General features: G+C 64.2%; 21 protein-coding genes and 1 tRNA gene. 13 read left to right on the plus strand and 9 right to left on the minus strand.

All coding sequences use genetic code 11. The features are described from left to right. Nucleotides 1–32: 32 nt before the first annotated feature. A complete protein-coding gene (locus I6F36_RS14290; RefSeq protein ID WP_225126614.1) occupies nucleotides 33–836 on the minus strand; it encodes an MBL fold metallo-hydrolase in 804 nt (267 codons plus the stop codon). 179 nt (nucleotides 837–1,015) lie between these two features. Between I6F36_RS14290 and I6F36_RS14295 the strand changes: the two genes are divergently transcribed. Then, entirely contained in the window at nucleotides 1,016–2,215 is a 1,200-nt protein-coding gene (locus I6F36_RS14295; protein ID WP_225171613.1) for an MFS transporter, read from the plus strand. A 203-nt stretch (nucleotides 2,216–2,418) separates the two neighbouring features. Next, nucleotides 2,419–3,369 (plus strand): AraC family transcriptional regulator, encoded by a 951-nt coding sequence (locus I6F36_RS14300; RefSeq protein WP_225126616.1) that lies wholly within the window; start codon nucleotides 2,419–2,421, stop codon nucleotides 3,367–3,369. 35 nt (nucleotides 3,370–3,404) lie between these two features. Here I6F36_RS14300 and I6F36_RS14305 read toward each other — a convergent pair whose 3' ends face one another. The 3 genes from I6F36_RS14305 to I6F36_RS14315 all read right to left on the minus strand — a co-directional run bounded on the left by I6F36_RS14305 (nucleotide 3,405) and on the right by I6F36_RS14315 (nucleotide 7,582). Beyond that, nucleotides 3,405–5,018 carry an acyl-CoA synthetase gene (locus I6F36_RS14305; RefSeq protein WP_225171614.1) on the minus strand — a complete coding sequence of 538 codons (1,614 nt, stop codon included), beginning with the start codon at nucleotides 5,016–5,018 and terminating at the stop codon, nucleotides 3,405–3,407. 579 nt (nucleotides 5,019–5,597) lie between these two features. Further along, the gene (locus I6F36_RS14310) at nucleotides 5,598–6,824 is read right to left on the minus strand and encodes an ABC transporter substrate-binding protein (protein ID WP_225139415.1); all 1,227 of its coding nucleotides are present in this window, start codon (nucleotides 6,822–6,824) and stop codon (nucleotides 5,598–5,600) included. Between the two features lie 53 nt (nucleotides 6,825–6,877). Next, complete coding sequence (locus tag I6F36_RS14315; RefSeq protein ID WP_157283137.1) at nucleotides 6,878–7,582, minus strand: DJ-1/PfpI family protein; 705 nt, start codon at nucleotides 7,580–7,582, stop codon at nucleotides 6,878–6,880. 107 nt (nucleotides 7,583–7,689) lie between these two features. On the opposite strand from I6F36_RS14315, the gene I6F36_RS14320 reads away from it, so the two are divergent. Next, the gene (locus tag I6F36_RS14320; protein ID WP_225126619.1) at nucleotides 7,690–8,667 is read left to right on the plus strand and encodes a GlxA family transcriptional regulator; all 978 of its coding nucleotides are present in this window, start codon (nucleotides 7,690–7,692) and stop codon (nucleotides 8,665–8,667) included. A 65-nt stretch (nucleotides 8,668–8,732) separates the two neighbouring features. On the opposite strand, the gene I6F36_RS14325 is transcribed toward I6F36_RS14320, so the two are convergent. Both I6F36_RS14325 and I6F36_RS14330 read right to left on the minus strand, forming a co-directional pair. Then, a complete protein-coding gene (locus I6F36_RS14325; RefSeq protein WP_225171615.1) occupies nucleotides 8,733–9,509 on the minus strand; it encodes a cyclase family protein in 777 nt (258 codons plus the stop codon). A 72-nt stretch (nucleotides 9,510–9,581) separates the two neighbouring features. After that, nucleotides 9,582–10,571 carry a fumarylacetoacetate hydrolase family protein gene (locus tag I6F36_RS14330; protein WP_225171616.1) on the minus strand — a complete coding sequence of 330 codons (990 nt, stop codon included), beginning with the start codon at nucleotides 10,569–10,571 and terminating at the stop codon, nucleotides 9,582–9,584. Between the two features lie 113 nt (nucleotides 10,572–10,684). Here I6F36_RS14330 and I6F36_RS14335 point away from each other — a divergent pair, with 113 nt between their 5' ends. From I6F36_RS14335 to I6F36_RS14355, 5 genes are read left to right on the plus strand one after another with little or no spacing between them, the layout of a single operon-like run. Next, nucleotides 10,685–11,605, plus strand: a complete 921-nt coding sequence (locus I6F36_RS14335) for an ABC transporter substrate-binding protein (RefSeq protein ID WP_346656653.1) — start codon at nucleotides 10,685–10,687, stop codon at nucleotides 11,603–11,605. Nucleotides 11,606–11,617: 12 nt separating this feature from the next. Further along, the gene (locus I6F36_RS14340; protein ID WP_225171618.1) at nucleotides 11,618–12,322 is read left to right on the plus strand and encodes a GntR family transcriptional regulator; all 705 of its coding nucleotides are present in this window, start codon (nucleotides 11,618–11,620) and stop codon (nucleotides 12,320–12,322) included. Further along, the gene (locus I6F36_RS14345) at nucleotides 12,319–13,125 is read left to right on the plus strand and encodes an ABC transporter ATP-binding protein (RefSeq protein ID WP_225171619.1); all 807 of its coding nucleotides are present in this window, start codon (nucleotides 12,319–12,321) and stop codon (nucleotides 13,123–13,125) included. Before I6F36_RS14340 ends, I6F36_RS14345 begins: the two co-directional genes overlap by 4 nt. Beyond that, complete coding sequence (locus I6F36_RS14350) at nucleotides 13,122–13,886, plus strand: ABC transporter permease (RefSeq protein WP_225171620.1); 765 nt, start codon at nucleotides 13,122–13,124, stop codon at nucleotides 13,884–13,886. The genes I6F36_RS14345 and I6F36_RS14350 overlap by 4 nt, the downstream gene beginning before the upstream one ends. After that, complete coding sequence (locus I6F36_RS14355; RefSeq protein WP_225139423.1) at nucleotides 13,883–14,650, plus strand: ABC transporter permease; 768 nt, start codon at nucleotides 13,883–13,885, stop codon at nucleotides 14,648–14,650. Before I6F36_RS14350 ends, I6F36_RS14355 begins: the two co-directional genes overlap by 4 nt. Before the next feature lie 79 nt (nucleotides 14,651–14,729). On the opposite strand, the gene I6F36_RS14360 is transcribed toward I6F36_RS14355, so the two are convergent. Next, nucleotides 14,730–14,806: transfer RNA gene (locus I6F36_RS14360), tRNA-Met, on the minus strand. A 387-nt stretch (nucleotides 14,807–15,193) separates the two neighbouring features. On the opposite strand from I6F36_RS14360, the gene I6F36_RS14365 reads away from it, so the two are divergent. Beyond that, nucleotides 15,194–16,786 (plus strand): GMC family oxidoreductase, encoded by a 1,593-nt coding sequence (locus I6F36_RS14365; RefSeq protein ID WP_225171621.1) that lies wholly within the window; start codon nucleotides 15,194–15,196, stop codon nucleotides 16,784–16,786. A gap of 204 nt (nucleotides 16,787–16,990) precedes the next feature. On the opposite strand, the gene I6F36_RS14370 is transcribed toward I6F36_RS14365, so the two are convergent. After that, entirely contained in the window at nucleotides 16,991–17,752 is a 762-nt protein-coding gene (locus I6F36_RS14370) for an SDR family oxidoreductase (RefSeq protein ID WP_225171622.1), read from the minus strand. A 121-nt stretch (nucleotides 17,753–17,873) separates the two neighbouring features. On the opposite strand from I6F36_RS14370, the gene I6F36_RS14375 reads away from it, so the two are divergent. Continuing rightward, the gene (locus I6F36_RS14375) at nucleotides 17,874–18,386 is read left to right on the plus strand and encodes a CvpA family protein (protein ID WP_035997319.1); all 513 of its coding nucleotides are present in this window, start codon (nucleotides 17,874–17,876) and stop codon (nucleotides 18,384–18,386) included. Nucleotides 18,387–18,525: 139 nt separating this feature from the next. Next, complete coding sequence (locus I6F36_RS14380; protein WP_035997153.1) at nucleotides 18,526–19,308, plus strand: SDR family oxidoreductase; 783 nt, start codon at nucleotides 18,526–18,528, stop codon at nucleotides 19,306–19,308. A gap of 160 nt (nucleotides 19,309–19,468) precedes the next feature. Here the strand turns inward: I6F36_RS14380 and I6F36_RS14385 are convergent, their stop codons facing one another. Beyond that, nucleotides 19,469–19,945 (minus strand): DUF3775 domain-containing protein, encoded by a 477-nt coding sequence (locus I6F36_RS14385; protein ID WP_035997316.1) that lies wholly within the window; start codon nucleotides 19,943–19,945, stop codon nucleotides 19,469–19,471. A 125-nt stretch (nucleotides 19,946–20,070) separates the two neighbouring features. Between I6F36_RS14385 and I6F36_RS14390 the strand changes: the two genes are divergently transcribed. Then, nucleotides 20,071–20,919 (plus strand): MBL fold metallo-hydrolase, encoded by an 849-nt coding sequence (locus I6F36_RS14390; RefSeq protein WP_225171623.1) that lies wholly within the window; start codon nucleotides 20,071–20,073, stop codon nucleotides 20,917–20,919. 84 nt (nucleotides 20,920–21,003) lie between these two features. Beyond that, a complete protein-coding gene (locus I6F36_RS14395; RefSeq protein WP_035997147.1) occupies nucleotides 21,004–21,846 on the plus strand; it encodes a fumarylacetoacetate hydrolase family protein in 843 nt (280 codons plus the stop codon). Nucleotides 21,847–21,877: the final 31 nt, after the last annotated feature.

The raw sequence follows: 21,877 nt of genomic DNA on the forward strand, positions 1-21,877 counted from the left end.
GCCGGCAAGATAAATCCGATCCGCAACCCGGCTCAGGCGATGGCCGCGAGATAGCGCGCGACCGACGCAGCAAACGCCGCCTTGGCACCGCTGGCGATGTTGCGGCCCCACCAGGCGCCATAGATCCGGTCGAAGGCGAACGGCTCGACGGCTGACGCAATCCGCCGCACCGCGGCGGCGTTGAGCGGCATGTAGTTCGGATAGGAATACATGAAGCTGACGAAGCGCCGGTCCATCGTCACCTGCGCGATATCCCCCGTGAGCAGTGCACCCTTGCCGTCCGCACCACGCGCATAATGCAGCACGGTGGCGCCGGAGAAGTGGCCTCCGGTGCGAAGCAGCAGCACGTCGCCGGAGAGGCGATGGCTTTCGCCGGTCCAGTGCACGATCGCCGGATGAGGCCGCGTGACAAAGGCGCGATCGTCGGCGTGCAGATAGACCGGCACGCCACCGAACCTGTCGCTCCAGTCGGCGACCGCGCCATAGTAATGCGGATGCGAGATCGCGATGGCCTTGAGACCGCCGAGTGCTGTGATGTGATGGATGGCCTCGTCGCTCGCGAGTGGAATGCAATCCCACATTACGCAGCCGCCGCCGTCGGGCACCAGCAGCGCTCGCTGCCCGATGGCAAAGCTCGGCTCCATGCCGATCCCGGTCAGGCCGAGATCGTCGCGCCCCACCAGTCGGTGCTTGCGCGCGAGCTCCTCGCGCGTGAGGAAAGCTTGACCGTCCCAGCCGACGAACTGGCGCTCGTCCTCGCAGATCGGACAGGCCGCAGGGGGTTTTCCGCTATCCGGGAATTGAGCGCCGCAGGTTGCGCAGGTCCAGAGGGGCATCGCGCTGATCCATCATGATCCAGTCTTGCAAGACATGACGTCGCACTCGCCGGATCGCAAGAGCAACCGGAACCAACGCCATGAGAGCAGGTTAAGTTCTGGTCCGCCCGGGCACCCGCCCGCCGAGTCCGCATCATGCGAGATCCGATTCGATCGGCAGCATCAAGTTCAGCGTCTCGATGACATCTCGCCCTTCAACGTCTCGCATCTGGCCCCTGTTCGCGCTCAATTTCTTCATGGCCGACATGCAGTCGGGCATCGGGCCGTTCGTCGGGGTCTTCCTTCAGGAACGCGGCTGGGCGACCGGCCTGATCGGCACGGCAATGACGATCGGCAACGTCGCGGGCATGCTGGTCACGACTCCGATCGGCGGCTTCATCGATTCCAGCCGCAACAAGCGGCTGTGGGTGATCATTCCCGGCATCTGCGTCGTCTCGGCGTCTGCAATCATCCTGATCTCGCAAAACTTCTGGGCGGTGACGTTCTCGCAAGTCGCGCAATCGCTGGCGAGCGCCGCAATCGTGCCGGCCGTCACGGGCATCACGCTCGGCATCGCCAAGCAGAAGGGCTTCAATGCGCTCAACGGCCGCAACCAGGCGTACAACCACGCCGGCAACATGGTCGGAGCCGCGCTCTCAGGCTATCTCGGCTACAAGTATGGCTATTTTGCCGTGTTCGCGCTGGCGGCCCTGTTCGGCGCCATCGCCATCGCTTGCGTGCTGATGATTCCAGCCAAGGCGATCGACGATCGCGCCGCGCGCGGCAGCAAGGAGGACGATTCCAAGGCGCCGCCGGATGCGATGACGATGCTGCTGAAGCACAAGGCGCTGCTCGTGCTGGCTCTCGCCCTCGCGCTGTTCCACCTCGGCAATGCCGCGATCGTGCCGCTGTACGGACTTGCCGCGGTCGCCGAGGGACAGGCCAACGGCCCGAGCTTCGTCGCAACCACCGTGGTGATCGCACAGGGCGTGATGATCGTCACGTCGCTGATCGCGATGAAGGCCGCGAGCAAGCGCAATTACTGGCCGGTGATCCTGGTGTCTTTCATGTTCTTGCCGGTCCGCGGCGTGCTCGCCTTCTTCGTCACGGGATGGTGGGGCGTCGTGCCGATGCAGGTGCTCGACGGCATCGGCACCGGGCTTCAGACGGTCGCCGTCCCCGGCATGGTCGCGCGCGCGCTCAACGGCACCGGCCGCATCAATCTCGGCCAGGGCGCCGTGATCACCGTGCAGGGTATCGGCGCGAGCCTCAGTCCCGCTCTCGGCGGCTGGATCGCGCAATGGATCGGCTATGGGCCGACCTTCCTGCTGCTCGGCGGCTTTGGCCTGGCGTCGATCGCGCTGTGGCTGGCCTTCAGTGCGGCGGTGAAGAAGTATTGAGCGACAGCGCCGTATGGCGGTCGCGGCGCAACGTGCCCGCCTTCGATCTGCCCAATAAGCAGGCTGCGGCACCTGGTCGCTGGCTCAGCGCGTAGGCGCGAATGGTTTTTTGCGCAATCTGGCGCTTTTCCAGTTGCCGCATCCCCGGCGCGCCGACGAAAGTGCGGACCGCAATGAATCGGCAATAGGCGTTCCGGCGATCGATGACCCAGCCGCAGCTCTCATTCGATGGCGACCCGAACGGTGCGGCCTATGAACAATGGCGCGAGCAGTTTTGCCGTCAGGTAGCGAACGTCGATTTCGTGCCGGTTGGTGAAGGGCGCGTTCACCGAACCATTGCGCCTGCCATTCTTCCCCGCCTCAGGCTCTCGGCCTCGTTCGGCACGCCGATGTCCTTCGTGTCATTGGGAACGAACGACGAGTTGGTGATCACGACGTCGCCCAATTCGGCATTGCGTGGGGCCATGGGGAAACGGCCACTGGAGGTCGCCGCCGGCGACATCACGATCGGCGATCCCTCGATCAAGGGGGCCCAAATCACGCAACTGGCGTATGGTAATTTCCAGACCGCGCTGCTGCCGCGAAAGGCCCTGCTGCGCGCCTGCCCGAATGCCGAGGACCTGATCGCGGGGTCGATCTCTGGCGCCAACCCGATCACATCGATGTTCCTGCGATATTACGATCTCGCGCATGCGCACGCGGACAAGCTCGCGCCGGCGGAGCTCGATGCGGTCTCGCAGCACCTGTTCGACCTCGCCGTCCTGATGCTCGGCGCACGCGGCGATGCCGCCGAAGAGGCTCAATTGCGCGGCCTTGCGGCGGCGCGCTTCGAAGCGCTCAAGTCCGACATCCTGGCGCAGCTGGACAGCACCGCATTGTCGCTGTCCGACCTTGCAGCCACGCACCGCATCAGCGCGCGCACGATCCAGTTACTGTTCGAGAAGGCCGGCATCACCTATAGCGGCTTCGTGCTGGAGCAACGATTGCTGCGCGCCGAACGACTGCTGCGAAATCCTGCGATGCGCAGCCGCAAGATCATCGAGATCGCGCACCTCGCCGGATTTCACGACGTCTCTTACTTCCATCGCGCGTTTCGCCGCCGTTTCGGAGCGACGCCCGACGATGTCAGGAAGCTGGCTGGCGAGGCCGAATAGGCGAGTTCGCCGCGACGGTGCCGGAACGGCGCCTGCTACGTCCCAAAGCTCTTCTGCACCGCCTTGTCGAGCGTTTCGCCGCCGACGAAGCGCTGGCGCAGCTCGCGCTTGAGCAGCTTGCCGCTCGGATTCTTCGGCAGGGCGTCCACGAAGATCACGCGCTTGGGCACCTTGAAATGGGCCATATGGCCGGCGCAATGTCTGATGACGGTTTCTTCGTCGAGCTTTGCCCCGGTCTTGACCACGACGATGGCGGTCACCGCCTCGATCCAACGCGGATCGGGCAGGCCGACGACCGCGACTTCGGAGACCTCCGGGATGCGATAGACCATCTCCTCGACCTCGCGGCTGGCGACGTTCTCGCCGCCGGTCTTGATCATGTCCTTGACGCGGTCGACCACGGTGATGTGGCCTTCCTCGTCGACCGTGGCGAGATCGCCGGAATGAAACCAGCCGCCGGTGAATGCCGCCGCGGTCTTGACCGGATCGTTGTAATAGCCGGAGAGCAGATGCGGCGAGCGATGCACGATCTCGCCGACTTCGCCGACCTTGACATCCTCCATCGCCGTGTTGACGACGCGCGTCTCGACATTGAGCACGGGCTTGCCGGCGGAGCCTGCCTTGCGGAGCTGGTCCTCCGGCCGCAGCACGGTCGCGAGCGGCGCGATCTCGGTCTGGCCGTAGAAATTCCAGAACTTTACGGCCGGCAGCCGGCGCTGCAATTCGAGCAGCACCTCCACCGGCATGATCGAGGCGCCGTAATACCCCTTCTGCAACGTCGACAGATCAGTCTTGTCGAAGTTCGGCGAGCGCAGCATCGCGATCCAGATCGTCGGCGGCGCGAAGAACGAGGTGATCCTGTGCGCCTGGATCAGCGCCAGGATGTTGTCGGCGGTCGGCTTGCCCGTGATCACGCCGGAGGCGCCGAGATAGACCTGCGGACCCAGGAACACATCCAGCTGCGCACAATGATAGAGCGGCAGAGCGTGCAGGAACTTGTCGTCCACGCTCATGCCGCCATCGATGATGCAGCTGACATACTGCCACATCACGGCTTCATGGGTCAGCATCGCGCCCTTGGGCAGCGATTCCGTGCCCGAGGTGTAGACGATCTGCGCGAGATCGCGGCTATCGACCGAGGCGTCCAGGAACGACCCGTCGGGATGCAATAGATCATCGAAGGTGGTGAGGTCGGCAGGCGCCGCGGCCGGATCCTCGCCCGGCAGCCAGATCATCTTCTCGACCGCGCAATCCTTCGCGCTCGCCGCGCGTGCCGGCCCGACGAAATCGGGACCGGTCGCGAGCAGCTTGGCGCCGGAGCTCTTCAGGATGAAATTGATCTCGTCCGGATTGAGCATGAAGTTGATCGGCACCAGCACCGCGCCGATCCGCGCCGCCGCGAAGCGTAGCGCAGCAAAGGCGTGCGAGTTGCGCGAGAGCACGGCGAGGCGGTCGCCCTTGCCAACGCCGAGGCCGAGCAGGCCGCGGCCGAGCCGGTTGCAGATCGCATCCATCTCGGCAAAGCTCCAGCTGACATCGCCGCAGCTCACCGCGAGCTTGTTCGGCTCACGGCCTGCGGAGCGGCGCAGAAGATCGCCGATGGAATGCTCGCGCGCTTTCGAGATGGTGGCTGCAATGTCGCCGGTCATTTCTTCCCCGTGGAATTTCGCTCAGCACAGGCTGCGAGCTTTCGTGTTTCGCGGAACGGTAATCGGCGCTGTCAGCGCCGTCAAATTGCAGGGAGCAGATCAAAACTCGCGAAAACAACCCCATGCACAGTAGACGGTGGTTGCAAAATCAATGGGTTAGGTGGGGAGCGGGATTGGGTGCGGGTCGAGCAGGATTTCAGGAGCGAAAAAGCCGAGGGATCGTGGTTTGACTCGCCCGTCCGGCTCGCCCAAGCGAGCCGAGGCGAATTGGCCGCGATCGTTGCCGCCCATTCCGAATGGGGTCTCTCGCGATTTGCTTCGTCGGGCAAAACAGGAGCATAGTGGCATCATCGCAGGAGGTCGGGCGGGCCGGGATGTGGCGGCGCCTTTCGGCGAGCGAGTTGCGCGGTTGAGGCTCGTCAGGCCTTTTTGTTTTCTCCAACGTTGGCCGATGCACAGTCGGAGTTGGCGCGGTCCAGCACTGTCACCGTGGCGCGGTCCAGCACCGTCACCGTAATGCGCGCCGACCAAGCCCGCGATCACGATTATCCATCAGATCGCGGGTTTGGCACTCCAACCTCAATTGCCCCGCTTGACCAGCGGGCATTCGCTGTCAGCCAGCGAAGCGTAGACTTCGCCGCTTGGGATTTTCTCGAGCACGTTATAGTACTCCCAGGGCGCCTTGACCTCGGACGGATCCTTCACCTGTACCAGGTAGAAGTCGTGCACGAGCTTGCCGTCCTCGCGCAACCTCGCGCCGCGTGCGTAGAAGTCGTCGACGGGCGTCGCGCGCATCTTCTCCAGCACTGGGTCAGTTGCATCCGTGCCTACGGCAGCGACTGCTTTCAGATAGTGGCTGACGCCGGAATAGACCGCGGCTTGCGGTGCCGTGGGCATGGCGCTGCGAAGCTTGAAGAAGCGCTGGCCGAACGCCCTGCTCTCGTCATCCAACGCCCAGTACCATGCCGTCAGCGTGGTCAGGCCCTTGGCGGTTTTCGGGCCCATCGCATGAACATCGGTGTCGAACATCAGTTCGGCCACCGGCTTCTGGCTTCCCGTGTTCATGCCGAACTCGTTCCATTGCTTCATCAGATTGACGAGCTGGTCGCCGGCATTGGCGAAGGCGACCGCCTTGGCGCCCGAGGCCTTCGCCTGCAGGATGAACGAGCTGTAGTCCGCGTTGCCGATCGGGTGATACACCGCGCCGAGCGACTTGCCGCCGGCCGCCGCCAGCACGCGCTGCGATTCCGACACCATGTTCTTGCCGAACGCGTAGTCGGCCGCGATGAAGAACCAGGTGTCGTAACCCTGGCTGACCAGGGTGCGGATCGGTCCCGATACCAGATTGTAGGAATCGTGCAGCCAGGCCAGGCCGTTTCGCGAACATTGCTTGCCCGTCAGTTCGGTGGTCGCCACCGCCGAATAGACCGCAATCTTGTTCTTGTCGCGCGCCAGCGACTGGATCGCCAGCCCCACGGCCGAATTGGACACGTCCGCGACCATGTCGACGCCGTCGACGTCGAACCATTTGCGGACAATGCCGACTCCGATATCGGGCTTGTTCTGGTGATCGGCGGCCAAAATCTCGACCTTGATCGACGGCACCAACTTCTGAAAATCTTCCGCCGCCATCTTGGCTGCCGTGACGGAGCCCGATCCCGACAGATCCGACAATGGCCCGGTCTGGTCATTGATGATGCCGATCCGCACCACGCCACCGGAGAGTTCGGCGGCGCGAGTGGCCGGAAAAGATGCGATGAAAGTACCAACGACGAGAAGGGTAGCGATGCGGCCGTGCCAGTTCATGCGAACACCTTTCTAACAGCGTCTGTTGCTTTCCTCCCTGTTTGCGAACGAGCTTAAGCCGCCGTTGCTTTCGCCTTCAGTTTAGATACCGCCTTTTGCACCGCGGCTGCGCGCTTTTGCAGCCAAGGTTCGGCCTCGCGGCGCATGCGGGATATCAGCTCACGCGGCGCATTCTGCACGGTGATATCGAACGGCGGCTGCGGCTGATATTCCAGCATCAGTTGGAGGTTCTTTGCGACGTCTTCGCCGCAGAGTTCGGCGGCAACCTGAAAACCGAAATCGATACCGGCGGTGACCCCACCGCCGGAAATGCGGTTGCGGTCGACCACGACGCGTTCGTCGACGGCGATGGCGCCAAACGCAGCAAGCTGGTCGCTCATCAGCCAATGGCAAGCTGACCTGTATCCATCGATGAGGCCCGCGGCGCCGAGGATCAGACAGCCGGCGCAAACTGAGGTGATGTAGCGCGCCGATCCACCCTTGTCGCGAACGAAGGCAATCACCTCGTCATCGTCCATGGTGGCGACTTGTCCCGGACCGCCGCCGATGCAGAACACGTCCAGATCCGGGCAGTCGGCAAAGGTCGTGGTTGGCAGCAGCGGCAGACCGACGTCGCTGACGACGGGCTCGATGCGCTTCCACAGCAGGTGCATGCGGACGTTCGGCAGACGGGCAAAAACTTCGAATGGTCCGGTGACGTCCAGTTGCGTCATCCCAGGATAGTACAGAATTCCGATTTCGATCCGCTTGCCGGACATGGAGCCCTCCTAACGTTGGATAACTCATGTTGACAGCGGAGGGCCTTTGCCGAAATGTCATAACACACGCAATTCCTGCCAAGCCTTCCCTGCTAAAGGCGCTGCCAATGGCCCGTTCCGCCCCCCGCCGCGTGGTCTTCGTCCTTTTCGACGACTGTCTGCTGCTCGACTTTGCCGGACCGCTACAGGCCTTCGAACTGGCCTGCGAAACGTCGAAAGCGGGGCGCGCGCCCTATGTCTGGCAGATCTGCTCGTTGAAAGGCGGGTCGGTCAAAACCTCGTCCGGTCTGGAGGTGATGACGACCGCTCTCGCTGACTGCGACCACAAGAACATCGACACCCTCATGGTGGGTGGCGGTCCCGGCGTCCACCGCGCCGCTGCAGAAGCCGCGCTGGTCGATTGGTTTCGCCTGGCAGCGCCGAAGGCAAGGCGCGTCTGCTCCGTCTGCACCGGCACATTCATCCTGGCTGCGGCCGGGCTGCTGCGCGGGCGGCGCGCGGTCACCCATTGGGGTTCCTGTGACCTGCTGCGCGCAAAGCATCCCGACGTTTCGGTTCAGGTCGACCCGGTCTTCGTGCATGACGGCGGCATCTGGACATCGGCAGGCGTGACGGCCGGCATCGATCTGGCGCTCACGCTGCTGGAAGATGATCTCGGCCATCGCGAGGCCATGCGCATCGCGCGGCGCCTCGTCGTTTTCCTCAAGCGGCCCGGCGGGCAGGCGCAATTCAGCGTGCCGCTGTCAATGCAGGCCTCGGAAGATCGGGCTCTCGAAAAAATTTCGAGCTGGATGCAAGAAAATCTCGGCCGCGATTTGCGTGTCGAAAGTCTCGCCGAACGAGCGGGCATGAGCCCGCGCACCTTCGCGCGCGTGTTTCGCCAGAAGACCGGCCGCACGCCCGCCAAGGCGGTCGAAGAGCTTCGCGTCGAGGCTGCCCGGCGCGCGCTGGAAGAGTCCGCCTCCCCTATCAAGGAAATCGCCGCGCGCGCAGGCTTTCAGAGCGAGGAGCATCTACGCCGCGCGTTCCGCCGCCGCCTGAACGTGCTGCCGCATGACTACCGGGTTCGATTCCATCAAGGGTAGAGACAACAAGCGACGGCGGGGTGGCTCGACCTTTTGACGCCATGGGCGCCCAACGGGACAATAAGCTACCCCTCCAAAATCGCGACCGCTCGCGTCCATCCCGCCGAGGCTCGTTCGATCTTCACGGGGAAGCATGACACCTTGAAGCCGGTTGCCGGCAGCAATTCGAGATTGTGCAGCTTCTCGAGATGACAATAGCCGATATGGCGTCCGGCCTTGTGGCCTTCCCAGATCAGGCTGGCGTCTTTCGTCTCGGCATATTTCTTCGCGGTGTGAACGAACGGTGCGTCCCAGCTCCAGCCGTCGATGCCGGTCAGGCGCACACCGCGCTCGAGCAGGTACATGGTTGCCTCATAGCCCATGCCGCAGCCCGAGGTAACGTAGTCCGGCCGGCCATATTTGGCGCCGGCGCTGGTGTTGACCACGACGATCTCGAGCGGCCTCAGCTCGTGGCCGATGCGCTTGAGCTCAGCCTCGACGTCCTTGGCCGTCGCGACATAGCCGTCCGGCAAGTGCCGGAAGTCGAGCTTCACGCCGGGCTGGAAGCACCATTCCAGCGGCACCTCGTCGATGGTCCAGGACCGCTCGCCGCGATTCATGGTCGGGTGAAAATGCCAGGGCGCATCGAGATGCGTGCCGTTGTGGGTGGAGAGGCTGACCTGCTCCACCGCCCAGCCCTGGCCATCAGGCAGATCCTCGGCCTTCAGTCCATCGAAGAACTGCAGCATGCGCGGCAGGCCCTGCTGATGATTGATGTACTGGATCGTCGGATGATTGCCAGGCGGGTCGGCCGGCACGTCGTTCTGGAGGGGGACGGAGATGTCGATCAGCTTGCTCGTCATGGCGCTTCCTCGTTGATTGTTCTCGTTGGCGGCAGTCAGGAGTCGCTTCAAGCGCGCCTTCAGACGCCCCCTTCAGGTTTCTTGCCGCTCGACGCGATTCTTCAAAATGCCGATCTTCTCGACCTCGAGCTCGATCGTATCGCCATGCTCGAGAAACCAGCCGAGCTCGAGGCCGCAGCCATTGCCGACCGTGCCGGAGCCGATGAATTCACCGGGCATCAGCGTCTCGTCCTGGGAGACGTGCGCGATGATCTCCTCGAACGAAAACAGCATGCCCTCACTCACGCCTTTCGAGCGGGTCTCGCCGTTGACGCGCGCTTCCATCTTCAGCTTGTAGGGATCACCGATCTCGTCCGGTGTCACGATCCAGGGCCCCATCACGTTGCCGCCGTCAAAACTCTTGCCCTTGGCAGGGCCGAGCCGTCCCTCCATCTCGATGCGCTGGGCGTCGCGCGCGGAGAAATCATTGAAGATGGTGTAGCCGAAGATGTGATCCTTGGCTTTCGCGGCGGAAATGTTCGCGCCCTTGTTCTTGGTGATGATCCCGAATTCGAGCTCGTAGTCCATCACCTTGCTGTAGCGCGGCCATTTCACTGTGGTGTTGGTGCCGCGGACGCTGAAGCGGTTGGTGATGTAGTAGATCGGCTGCTTGCGATAGACCTCGGGCAATTCGCCGAGCGGCTCGGCGTCGATGCGCGCCAACTCTGCCATGTCGCCCTTGGCACGCGCGGCGAGCTTCAGCTGCCCGCGCGGCGCCTGCAGGATGTGCAGGGGGAACGACATGCCGTCGCGCATTTGCCTGGGCTCCGGCACCGGCGCGAGGATGTCGACGGCGCTGACCGCAGCCGACAACGTCGCGTCCTGGCCATGTTTGTCCAGCAGAGACTGTGCCCGATCAAGCGCACGGGGTCCGGCGTCGATCAGCGCCAGCATCGAGCCGAAGGCCGGCTCGGCCCCGCCGTCCCGTGCGGCCGCGGCAACGAGGTCGAACACCTGGCTGTCATTGCTGTGGACGGCTCCGATCTTCTCCTGACCGGCCGATCTGAATGTTGCGAGCTTCACCTTGGGCACCCCTTGTCATCGTTACGAATATATGATCAGATAAAATATCGATAAACAAGAACGAAAAATATAAAATGAGGAGGAGCGCAGTGGGGCGAACGCAGATCACAGCGATGTTGGCGGGCCTCGTGCTCGGGATGTCTGCTGGCTTGACGGCACCCGCGCTGGCGCAAGCCAAGATCCAAATCGGCTGCACCGCGACCTCCGACTGCGCCTCGGCCATGGTCGCGGTCGACGAAGGCATTTTCAAAAAGCATGGGCTGGACGTCGAGATGACGCCGATCGCGATCAATTCCAACATCCCGGCGGCGATCCTGTCGAACTCGATTCAGGTCGGCGGCCCCACCTCCACCGTCTTCCTCCAGGCCGTCGACGGGGGCCTCGACCTCGTCGCGATCGCCGGCGCCTCGGTCATGAACCCGACCTCCAACACCGCGATCGCGGCCTTCGTCCGCAACGGCATCACCATCAAGGATCCCAAGGACTTCATCGGCAAGAAAGTCGGCGCGCCCGGCCTGAACGCCTTCCTGCACGTACTCTTCGTGAAATGGCTGGTCGAGAAAGGCGTCGATCCCAAAAGCGTCAATTTCGTCGAGGTCACCTTCCCGACCATGGCCGACATCATCAAATCAGGCGGCGTCGATGCGGTGCTCACGGCCGAGCCGTTCGTCACGCGCATGAGCAATGCGGGGCTCGGCTCGGTCGGCGCGCGGTACGGCGCCGAGCTCGGCCGTACCGATCCGATCATCTTCTATGCCGCCTCGCGCGACTGGGCGGAGAAGAATGCCGCAACCGTGAAGAAATTCCGCGAGGCCATCGCGGAGGCCGCCGCGATCGTCAACAGCGACCGCGAGAAGGCCTCGGCCTCGATCGCCAAGTTCACCAAGCAGCCGATAGAGCTAGTCAAGGCAACGCCGCCGAACCAGTCCGAGCCGAACCTCAAGCCGCAAAACCTCAGCTGGTGGATCGAGGTGATGTCGTCGCAGAAGATGCTGCAATCAAAGCTCGACACCGCGAAACTGGTGCTGAACTAAGGGATATCGACGATGCCAGCTCCCGAGCGCACTCTCGAACGCCTGCCGACGGAAGCCGGCACCTTGAGCGAACGTGCCGCAAACCTCATCGAGCAGGACATCCTGGCAGGAGATCTCGCGCCGGGATCGCGGCTCGGCATCGTCGACCTCGTGCAGCGCTACGAGATCGGCGCCACGCCGCTGCGTGAAGGCCTGTCGCGGCTGATGTCGCGCGGCCTGATCGTGGGCATCGGCCAGCGCGGCTTTCGGGTCGCCGAGGTCAGCCGCGAGGATCTCGCCGACATCACCTGCATGCGGACCGCGGTCGAGATCGAGGCTGTCAGGCTCGCCATCCTCCACGGCGATGCCGCCTGGGAGGCCGGCATCATCAGCGCGCTGCACCAGATGCGCCGACACATCGAACGCACCGGCAACGAATTCCGCGAGGGCGCGGCGGAGTTCGACCGGCTGCACAAGGGCTTCCACACCGCGCTGCTCGCCGCCTGCGGCTCGCGGCGCATGCTGGCCGCCCACTCCGACCTCTACGACCAGGCCTACCGCTACCGCCGCGTGATGATGGGCGCCATCGATAGCGGCGAGAGATTCATTCGCGGTCACCAGATGCTCGCCGACCACGCGCTCGCCCGCGACGTGGCCGCCGCGCAGAAAGTGCTGGCGGCGCATCTGCACTCGACCATCGATTTCGTCTATCCGCAGGCGGGCGGGGAGCAATCATGAGCGTCGTTGCAAGGCTCAGCGAGGCGCGCGCCGCGGGGCGGCAGAAACCGCTGATCGCGTTCAATGCCGCGACGCTGCGGCTCGGCGGCAAGACCATCATCGAGAATCTCGATCTTCAGGTGAGGCCGGGCGAATTCCTCTGCATCGTCGGCGCCTCCGGTTGCGGCAAGACCACGGCGCTGCGGCTCGCCGCAGGTCTCTATCGCCCCACGAGCGGCGCGGTGACGTTTGAGGGCGAAGAGATCACCGAGCCGCGGCGTGAGGTCGCGATCGTGTTCCAGGATTACGGCAAGGCGCTGTTGCCGTGGCGGACCGCGGCCGGAAACATCTCGCTGGCGCTGGAAGCCTCGCGTGTGCCGGCGCGCGAACGCGGCGCGCGCATCGAGGCGCTGCTGCGCAAGGTCGGATTGCCCGGCCATGCCGATAAATATCCGACGGAAATGTCGGGGGGCATGCAGCAGCGCCTGCAGATCGCGCGCTGCCTTGCGCAGGAGCCGACCACGCTTTTGATGGACGAGCCGTTCGGCGCGCTGGATGCGATGACGCGGCAGGGCTTGCAGGACGAGGTCCTGTCGCTGACGCAGGCGAGCCAGACCACCGTGATCTTCGTGACCCACGATCTCGACGAGGCGATCTATCTCGGCGACCGCGTCATCGGCCTCTTGCCACATCCCGGCCGGATCGGGATCGAGCTCGACGTCGACCTGCCGCGTCCGCGCGACCAGCTCGCCACCCGCGAGCATCCGGAATTCCTGCGGCTGCGCCGGCAATTGTTCGACTTCATCAAGGCGACCGAGCATTGAGCCTCGATCGCACCAAGCCCTTGCTGCTGCCGCTGGCGCTGGTGCTGGCCTTAGAGCTCTGGGCGCGCCTCACCCATCTGCAAAGCGACAGCCTGGCGCCGCCGAGCGCAATCCTCGCGGCGCTGGCCACGGCGCTCGCCGATCTCTCGATCCCGATCGCGACCCGCGACACGCTGTTCGCTGCCTTCGCGGGTCTTTCCATCGGCAGCGCCATCGGGCTTGCGCTCGGCATCGCCTTCGGCATTTCGCGTCCGCTTGACCGGCTGATGGAGGTGACGGTCGAGGCGATCCGCCCGATTCCCTCGATCGCGCTGCTGCCGATTGCGTTGATCGCGCTCGGCTTCGGCTACCGGATGGAGATCGTGATCGTGGCGTTCGCCTGCGTCTGGCCGATGCTGATCATGACCCGCAGCGCGGTGCGCAGCATCGAGCCGCGATTGATGGAAGTGTCGCGGGCATTGCGGCTGAGCGCGCCGCAACGGATCGCGAAGATTGTGATCCCGGCCGCACTGCCGCGAATCTTCGTCGCCTTCCGCCTGTCGGCCGGCATCGCCCTGATCGTCGCAGTCACCGTCGAGATCGCCATCAACCCGATCGGCTTGGGTGCCGGCATCATGCTGGCGCAGCAGGCGCTGCGCGCCGACCTGATGCTCGCCTATCTCGTCTGGATCGGCGCGATCGGCTACGCGCTGAACATGCTGTTGATCGCCGCCCAGCGCCGTCTGTTCGGCCGCGCCGCGCTCGCCGGAGACCATCCATGAAGCGCACCGCGATCCTCTGGCGTTTGGCAAGCGCCCTCGTCGCAGCCGGCTTCATCGCGGCGTGGCAACTCGTCGCCAATCTGAAGCTAGTGTCGCCGGTGTTCCTGCCCGGTCCGGACCGCGCCTGGGCCGCTTTGGTGCGCGGCTTTTCCAGCGGCGATCTCGCGGGCAAGCTCATCGGCACGCTGGAGCACATGGCCTATGGCTGGTTCGCCGCCTCGATCGCCGGCATTGCGCTTGGCGCGCTGATCGGTTCGTCCCGGATGATGCGCGCCTATGTCGCGCCGTCGCTGGAATTCTTAAGGCCCCTGCCGGTCTCGGCGATCATCCCGGTCGCAATCGCGATGCTCGGGCTGACGCAAGGCATGGCGCTGTTCGTGATCGCCTTCGGCGCGATCTGGCCGATCATGCTCGCAACCGTTCACGGCTTTGCCGCAGTCGAGCCGCGGCTCTATGAGGTCGCCCGCTCGCTGCAGATGTCGCGCACCGCAATCATCGCCAAGATCGCCCTGCCCTCGGCATTGCCGGATATCCTCGCGGGCATGCGGCTCAGCCTGACCGTCGCGCTGATCCTCTCGGTGGTCTGCGAGATCCTGGCCGGCCTCGACGGCCTTGGTCACTGGGTGCTGCTCTCGGCACGCGCGTTCCGGTCCGCCGACCTCTTCGCCGGCGTCATCCTGCTCGGCGCGACCGGATATTTGACGTCGATTGCGATGTCACTGGTCGAGCAGCGGCTACTCGCCTGGCAGACCGCGGCGAGGTAGCGCGGCGATCCCATCGCCAAACAAAAAACGGCCCGCATCAAGCGGGCCGTTGTCGTCTCGGATCCGGTCAATCCGAATTTGGTTGCGGGGATAGGATTTGAACCTATGACCTTCAGGTTATGAGCCTGACGAGCTACCGGGCTGCTCCACCCCGCGTTAAAGCTTTGCGCGCCTTCGGTTAAATCCTGGGGACGGTCGGTTGAGGCCGGCGCTGGTCGCGCTGGCTTTCCACTTCCGTCCCAAAGGCTTCCTTGGAAGGCGACCCCTGGGCAACGCCCGTCGGGTGCGGGGGGTATGTATCAAGGCGGGCTGCCTTTGGAAAGGGCTGCGGGAACGTTTTTTTCGACTTTGTGACAGGGGAATGGACGAGTTTCCGCGCCGTTCCGCGCGCTCTTGCCAGAAGTTCCACAAACGGCCAGCCTGCGGCAACAAGATTAAGGCCGAAAACGCCGGGGTGCCGTTCCGGGAGGCGAAGCGAACCTCGAGATTCCGGGTTCGCGCTTCGCGCGCCCCAGAATGACGGTAAACGGGGGGGAAACAACATTGACCGACACATTCGATTTCGTCGTCGTGGGCGCGGGCTCGGGCGGCTGCACAATTGCGGGGCGGCTGTCGGAGGATGCGGGCACATCCGTCGCGCTGCTCGATGCAGGGGGACGCAACGACACGTGGCGGATCACGACGCCATTCGGGCTCGCGTTGCCCTACGCCGCGGCCAACTGGGCGTTCGATACCGTGCCGCAGAAGGGATTGAACGGCCGCATCGGCTATCAGCCGCGCGGCAAGGGCCTCGGTGGGTCCTCGGCGATCAACGCCATGGTCTATATCCGCGGCCACAAATGGGATTACGACCATTGGGCCGCGCTCGGCAATTCCGGCTGGTCGTATGCGGACGTGCTGCCCTACTTCAAGCGCTCGGAAGACAACGCCGATTTCGACGGCGAGTATCACGGCAAGGGCGGACCGCTGCATGTCAACCGGCTGCGCTCGGACAATCCGATTCACGACATCTTCCATCAGGCCGCACGCGAGGCGCAGTTCCGGATCCGCGAGGACTTCAATGCCGAGGACCATGAAGGGCTCGGCAGCTACCAGGTGACCCAGCGGGGCGGCGAGCGCTGGAGCGCGGCGCGGGCTTATGTGGCTCCTCATCTCGGCAAGCGGCCGAATCTGCGGGTCGAGACGGGAGCGCAGGCAACGAAGATCCTGTTCGAAGCAGGGCGCGCCGTCGGCATCGAATATGTGCAGGGCGGGCAGACAAGGCAGCTGCGCGCCCGCCGCGAGGTGATCCTCGCCGCCGGCGCCTTCCAGTCGCCGCAGCTATTGATGCTGTCGGGCATTGGCGATGGTGATGCGCTTGCTGCCCACGGCATCGACGTCGTGCATCACCTGCCGGGCGTCGGGCGCAATCTGCAGGACCATCCGGACTTCGTGTTCGTCTACGCCTCCGACTATCCGCACTTCGTTCACGCCTCGATCAGTCGGTTGCCATCCCTGCTGCGCGGTATCCAGCGATATCGCCGCGAGCGGCGCGGCGTGATGACCACCAATTTCGCCGAATGCGGCGGCTTCCTGAAAACCCGGCCTGATCTCGACGTGCCTGATATCCAGCTCCACTTCGTCATCGCGATGCTCGACGATCACGGCCGCAAGAAGCACAAGGAGGCGGGCTTCTCATGCCATTTCTGTCTGCTCAGGCCGAAGAGCCGCGGCAGTATTGGGCTGAAGAGCGCCGATCCGCTCGCAGCGCCGATGATCGACCCGAACTTCTTGGGCGAGGCGGAGGATCTCGAGGCGATGGTCGCCGGCTTCAAGACGACGCGGCGACTGATGGAGACGCCTGCGATGCGGGCGCTACAGAAGAAGGACATGTTCACATCCGACGTGAGAACGGATGACGACATCCGCGCCATTCTGCGCGCGCGTGTCGACACCGTCTATCACCCCGTCGGCACCTGCAAGATGGGCACGGACGCGATGGCCGTGGTCGATCCGGCGTTGACGGTGCATGGCGTCGGAGGATTGCGCGTGGTCGACGCCTCGATCATGCCGACGCTGATCGGCGGCAACACCAATGCGCCGACCATCATGATCGGGGAGAAGGCGGCGGATATGATCCGGGGGGAGATGCGCTAAGTCGTTTTCCGTCATTGCGAGCGCAGCGAAGCAATCCAGAGTCTTTCCGCGGTGGGATTCTGGATTGCTTCGCTACGCTCGCAATGACGACGCGGATAGAGCGACGCGTGTACTCGCCGTCTCGAATCGCGGAGGCTCGCCCTCACCCGGAATTTGCTTTCGCAATTCCGGCCTCTCCGCACGCGGGAAGAGGCGAAGACACGTTCAACTCAGCAAGAACCCGCCGTCTACGGTCACGACGCTGCCCGTCATGTAGCGCGACGCATTCGACGCCAGCAGCAGAATCGCGCCGTCGAGATCGGACTCGGCGCCGACGCGGCGTTGCGGGATGCGCTTGGCGAGGCGCTCGCCTGCCGGCGTCGACCAGAAGGCGTGGTTCATCTCGGTATAGATATAGCCGGGCGCAAGCGCGTTGATGCGGATGTTCTGGCCAGCGAGCTCGAGCGCCATCGCTTTCGTCGCCTGGATGATGCCGGCCTTGGAGATCGCGTAAGGCGAGAGCGCCTTCAAGACGCCAGTGCCGAGCACGGAGGCGATGTTGACGATGTTGCCCGGCTGCTTGCGCGCGATCATGCGCCGCGCCACTTCGGTTGCGAGGAAATAGGCGCCTTTGAGATTGGCACCAATGACGGCGTCCCAATCCGCCTCGGTCTGCTCGGTCGCGAGCTTCTCGATGGCGATGCCGGCATTGTTGATCAGCACGGTGACGGGGCCGAGCGCGGCCTCAGCGGCATCGACCGCCCTGGCGATCGAGGCAGTGTCGGTGACGTCGAGCGCGACCGCAGCGGCGCGACCACCCTTGCCGCGGATCTCCTCTTCCAGGCCCTTCAATTTGTCGGTCTGCCGCGCAGCGAGCGCCACGGCCGCACCATGCGCCGCCAGCAGCCGGGCAAATTGCCGGCCGAGCCCCTGGCTCGCACCCGTGACGAGGATGGTTTCTTTACTGACGTCGAATAGGTCTGACATGACGCGTTCCTTGGACGGTTCCTTTAAGCTTTGGAGCCACCAATACAGACGATTTTAGCGATCTGAAACCGGAATGATCGGCTCGGCGTTCATTCGTTCCGTCGAGGCAGGGCTTTCGCGCATGAACAGTTTCGATCTCGCCGTCTATGCCGCGCTGGCAGTCGCGGTCGGCTTGGGGTTCAGGACCGGGCTGCTACGCAGCGCCATGACCATCCTCGCCTATCTGCTCGCCGCCCCGATCGCGGTGGCGCTGATGCCGCTGATCGCACCGCAGATCGCCGGCAATCCGAACTCGCCGCTGCTGCAGAACTGGATCTGGTTCTTCGCCATCTTCGTGGTCGTCGGCATGCTGTTCGGCCATATCGGCCGCATCGCGCTGAACGACACGATCGGCGAGGCCGGCATCGGCGACCGACTCGGCGGCGCGGCGCTCGGCGCCGTCAGGGTCGGCCTCGTCGCCACTACCTTGGTGCTGGTGTTTGATCAGATCGTGCCGACGAACCGCCAGCCGCCCTTCCTCGCCGGCTCGCATCTGCGGCCGCTGTTCTCGACCGCGGGCCAGATGGGCTTCAAGTCGCTGCCGCCGGAGGCTGCCGCCGCAATCGACCGCCTCAAGCAGGAGCGGCGGATCTAGTCCAGATCATGCCCGCGCATTTGCATCGCCGCAGCGCACGCCATGCATTTTGGTGCGGGCCGATCCCTTATCAGCGGCATCACAGTTGGCTAATGTAGCCGCCGTCCAAAACCTGCCTGACATTTACGGGAGTGAAACAGTGGATCTTGGGATCAAAGGTCGCCGCGCCATCGTCTGTGCATCCAGCAAGGGCCTCGGGCGCGCCTGCGCCTTCTCGCTGGCGGAGGCCGGCGTTGACGTCACGCTGACCGCGCGCGGCGCTGATGCGCTGAAGAAGACCGCCGACGAGATCCGCAAGGCCTATCCCGACGTGACGGTCACCGAGATCGTCGGCGACATCACGACGCCGGCGGGCCGCGAGGCGGTGCTGAAGGCCTGCCCCGAGCCCGACATCCTGATCAACAATGCCGGCGGCCCGCCGCCCGGCGATTTCCGCAACTGGACCCGCGACGACTGGATCAAGGCGATCGACGCCAACATGCTGACCCCGATCGAGCTGATCAAGGCGACGGTCGACGGCATGATGGCACGCAAGTTCGGCCGCATCGTCAACATCACTTCGGCCGCGGTGAAGGCGCCGATCGACATTCTCGGCCTCTCCAATGGCGCGCGCGCCGGCCTCACCGGCTTCATCGCCGGCCTGTCGCGCAAGACGGTGATCAACAACGTCACCATCAACGGCTTGCTGCCGGGCCCGTTCGAGACCGATCGCCTGACCAGCACCGCGAAGGGCGAAGCCGACAAGCGCGGTGTCACACCGCAGCAGATCCTGGCCGAGCGCGCCAAGCTCAACCCCGCGGGGCGCTTCGGTCAGCCCGACGAATTCGGCTATGCCTGCGCCTTCCTGTGCGGCGCCAAGGCCGGCTTCATCACCGGACAGAACATTCTGCTGGATGGTGGCGCGTTCCCGGGGACGCTGTAGTCGCGTTTGCAGATGTACTCCCTCGCCCCGTTCTTACGGGGGAGAGGGTTGGGGTGAGGGGCTCTCTCCGCAAGCACGGTGACAGTCGGACTCGCGGAGACTCCCCCTCACCCGGCGCTTCGCGCCCACCTCTCCCCGCAAGCGGGGCGAGGTAAAATCATCACCGCTGCTTGGTCGGCTCGTCCTCATCCTGCTGGCTCGGAGCGGAGGAATCGGCGGTGGTGCGCTCATCGGTCCAGTCGATGCCGAATTCGTCGAGCCCGTTCGCGAGCAGATCGCCCAGCATGGGCTCGCCGAGCAGATAGTGCACCGTTTCGCGGCGTGGGCTGCCATATTCACGGCGCGCCTCCGACGCGCGGGCGCGCAGATCGTCCCAGTCATCGATCGTGCCATCGCCGCGTCCGAGCCAGGTCAGCGCGACGAGATCGAGCTGCTCGTCCTCGTTCAAGGCGATCATGAAGCTTCCGAGCTCCTGGACGACAGGATCGGAGCCATCGTCGTCGAGGACGTCCATCATATCGTCGTCGGCCGCGTTCGAGCCGGAGTCCGGATCAGAAGCCCCCTCCTTGACGTCGAATTCGCGCGCCTTCTCGATGATAAAGGCGACCTTTTCCGCGGAAATCGCAAGCTCTGGCATGGCGTCCTCTTCGGCTAGCATCCAGTTCCCCGCGATAACGCCACATCACCTCAGATGATCCATTGCGCCCGATGGCAGAAAACGTGCATGTTCCAGCGCAAGAGCAAGAAAATGGGAGGCGGCGGATGCAGTGGAAGGTCGGCAAGGTCAGGATCACGAAATTCGTCGAAATGGAGACGGTCGGCTCGACCCGCTTCATCCTGCCGGCAGCCACCCATGGCGAGATCCAGAAGCTGCCCTGGCTGATCCCGCATTTCGCCACCGACGAAGGCCGGCTGAAAATGTCGATCCACTCGCTGGTGGTGGAGACGCCGACGCGCCGGATCGTGGTGGACACCGGCCTCGGCAACGACAAGCAGGGCCGCGGCGTCCCCACCTGGAACAACCGCAGCACGCCGTTCTTGGAGACCATGACCGCGGCGGGGTTTCCGCCTGACAGCATCGACACCGTGCTGTGCACGCATCTTCACGTTGACCATGTCGGCTGGAATACGCGGCTGGTTGACGGCCGATGGGTGCCGACGTTCCCGAAGGCGCGCTACGTTTTCGGCAGGACCGAATATGATCATTGGCGTGATTACACGGCCGAGCCGGACAAGGTCGCGGTGTTCAACGACTCCGTGAAGCCAGTGGTCGATGCCGGCCAGGCCGATCTGGTTCCGAGTGACCATCGGCTTTGCGAGGAGATCGAAATGATCCCAACTCCCGGTCACAGCCCGGGGCACATGAGCGTCCTGATCGAGTCCGACGGCGAGCAGGCGCTTCTGACCGGCGACGTTGCCCATCATCCCTGCCAGATGGCCCATCTCGACTGGTGCTCGACTGTGGATACTGATCCCGCGCGTTCGGCGGCAAGCCGGCATGCGGTGTTCTCGCGCTTTGCCGACACACCCACACTGGTGATCGGCGGTCATTATTCCGCCGGACATATCAAGCGAGACGGCGACGCATTCAGGTTCGTGGCGCTGGGGTGATGCCCGTTTTGGGCGGTTGAATTTCCCGCCGCCCTGTTCCATGAAGCAGTTAACCGATCGGTCCATTCCCAGGGAGAAACGAGAATGAAGCTTGTTCGTTATGGCGAGAAGGGTGCGGAAAAGCCCGGCCTGATCGACAGATCCGGCCAGTTGCGCGACCTGTCGGCGCATCTGAAGGACCTCACCGGCGAGGCCTATTCGCCTGAATCCCTGAAGAAGCTGGCCGCGCTCGATCCCGCCTCGCTGCCCGCCGTCTCCGGCAAGCCCCGGTTCGGCGCCCCCGTCACCGGTATCTCGAAATTCGTCGCGATCGGCCTCAACTATTCCGACCATGCCAAGGAGACCGGCGCCGAGATTCCGAGCGAGCCGATCATCTTCATGAAGGCCAATACCTCGCTGTCGGGCCCGAATGATCCCGTCGAGAAGCCGCGCGGCTCGACCAAGCTCGACTGGGAGGTCGAGATCGCCGCCATCATCGGCACCCGCGCCAAATACGTCTCGGAAGCCGACGCGCTGAACCACGTCGCCGGCTATTGCGTCTGCAACGACGTCTCCGAGCGCGCTTTCCAGATCGAGCGCCTGGGCCAGTGGACCAAGGGCAAGTCGCACGACACGTTCGGCCCGCTCGGGCCGTGGCTCGCCACCAAGGACGAGATCAAGGACGTACAGAACCTGTCGATGTGGCTCGACGTCAACGGCCAGCGCCGCCAGACCGGCTCGACCAAGACCATGATCTTCTCGATGGCCAAGTGCATCTCCTATGTCTCGCAGTTCATGACGCTCCTGCCCGGCGACGTCATCACAACGGGCACCCCGCCGGGCGTCGGCCTCGGCATGAAGCCACCGACCTTCCTCAATGTCGGCGACGTCGTCACGCTCGGCATCGAAGGCCTCGGCGAGCAGCGCCAGGAGATCGTGGCGGCGTAAGCCTCCGCCCTCTCGCCGTCATTGCGAGCGA

The organism is Bradyrhizobium sp. BRP19 (genome assembly GCF_020194195.1).
Lineage (GTDB): Bacteria > Pseudomonadota > Alphaproteobacteria > Rhizobiales > Xanthobacteraceae > Bradyrhizobium > Bradyrhizobium yuanmingense.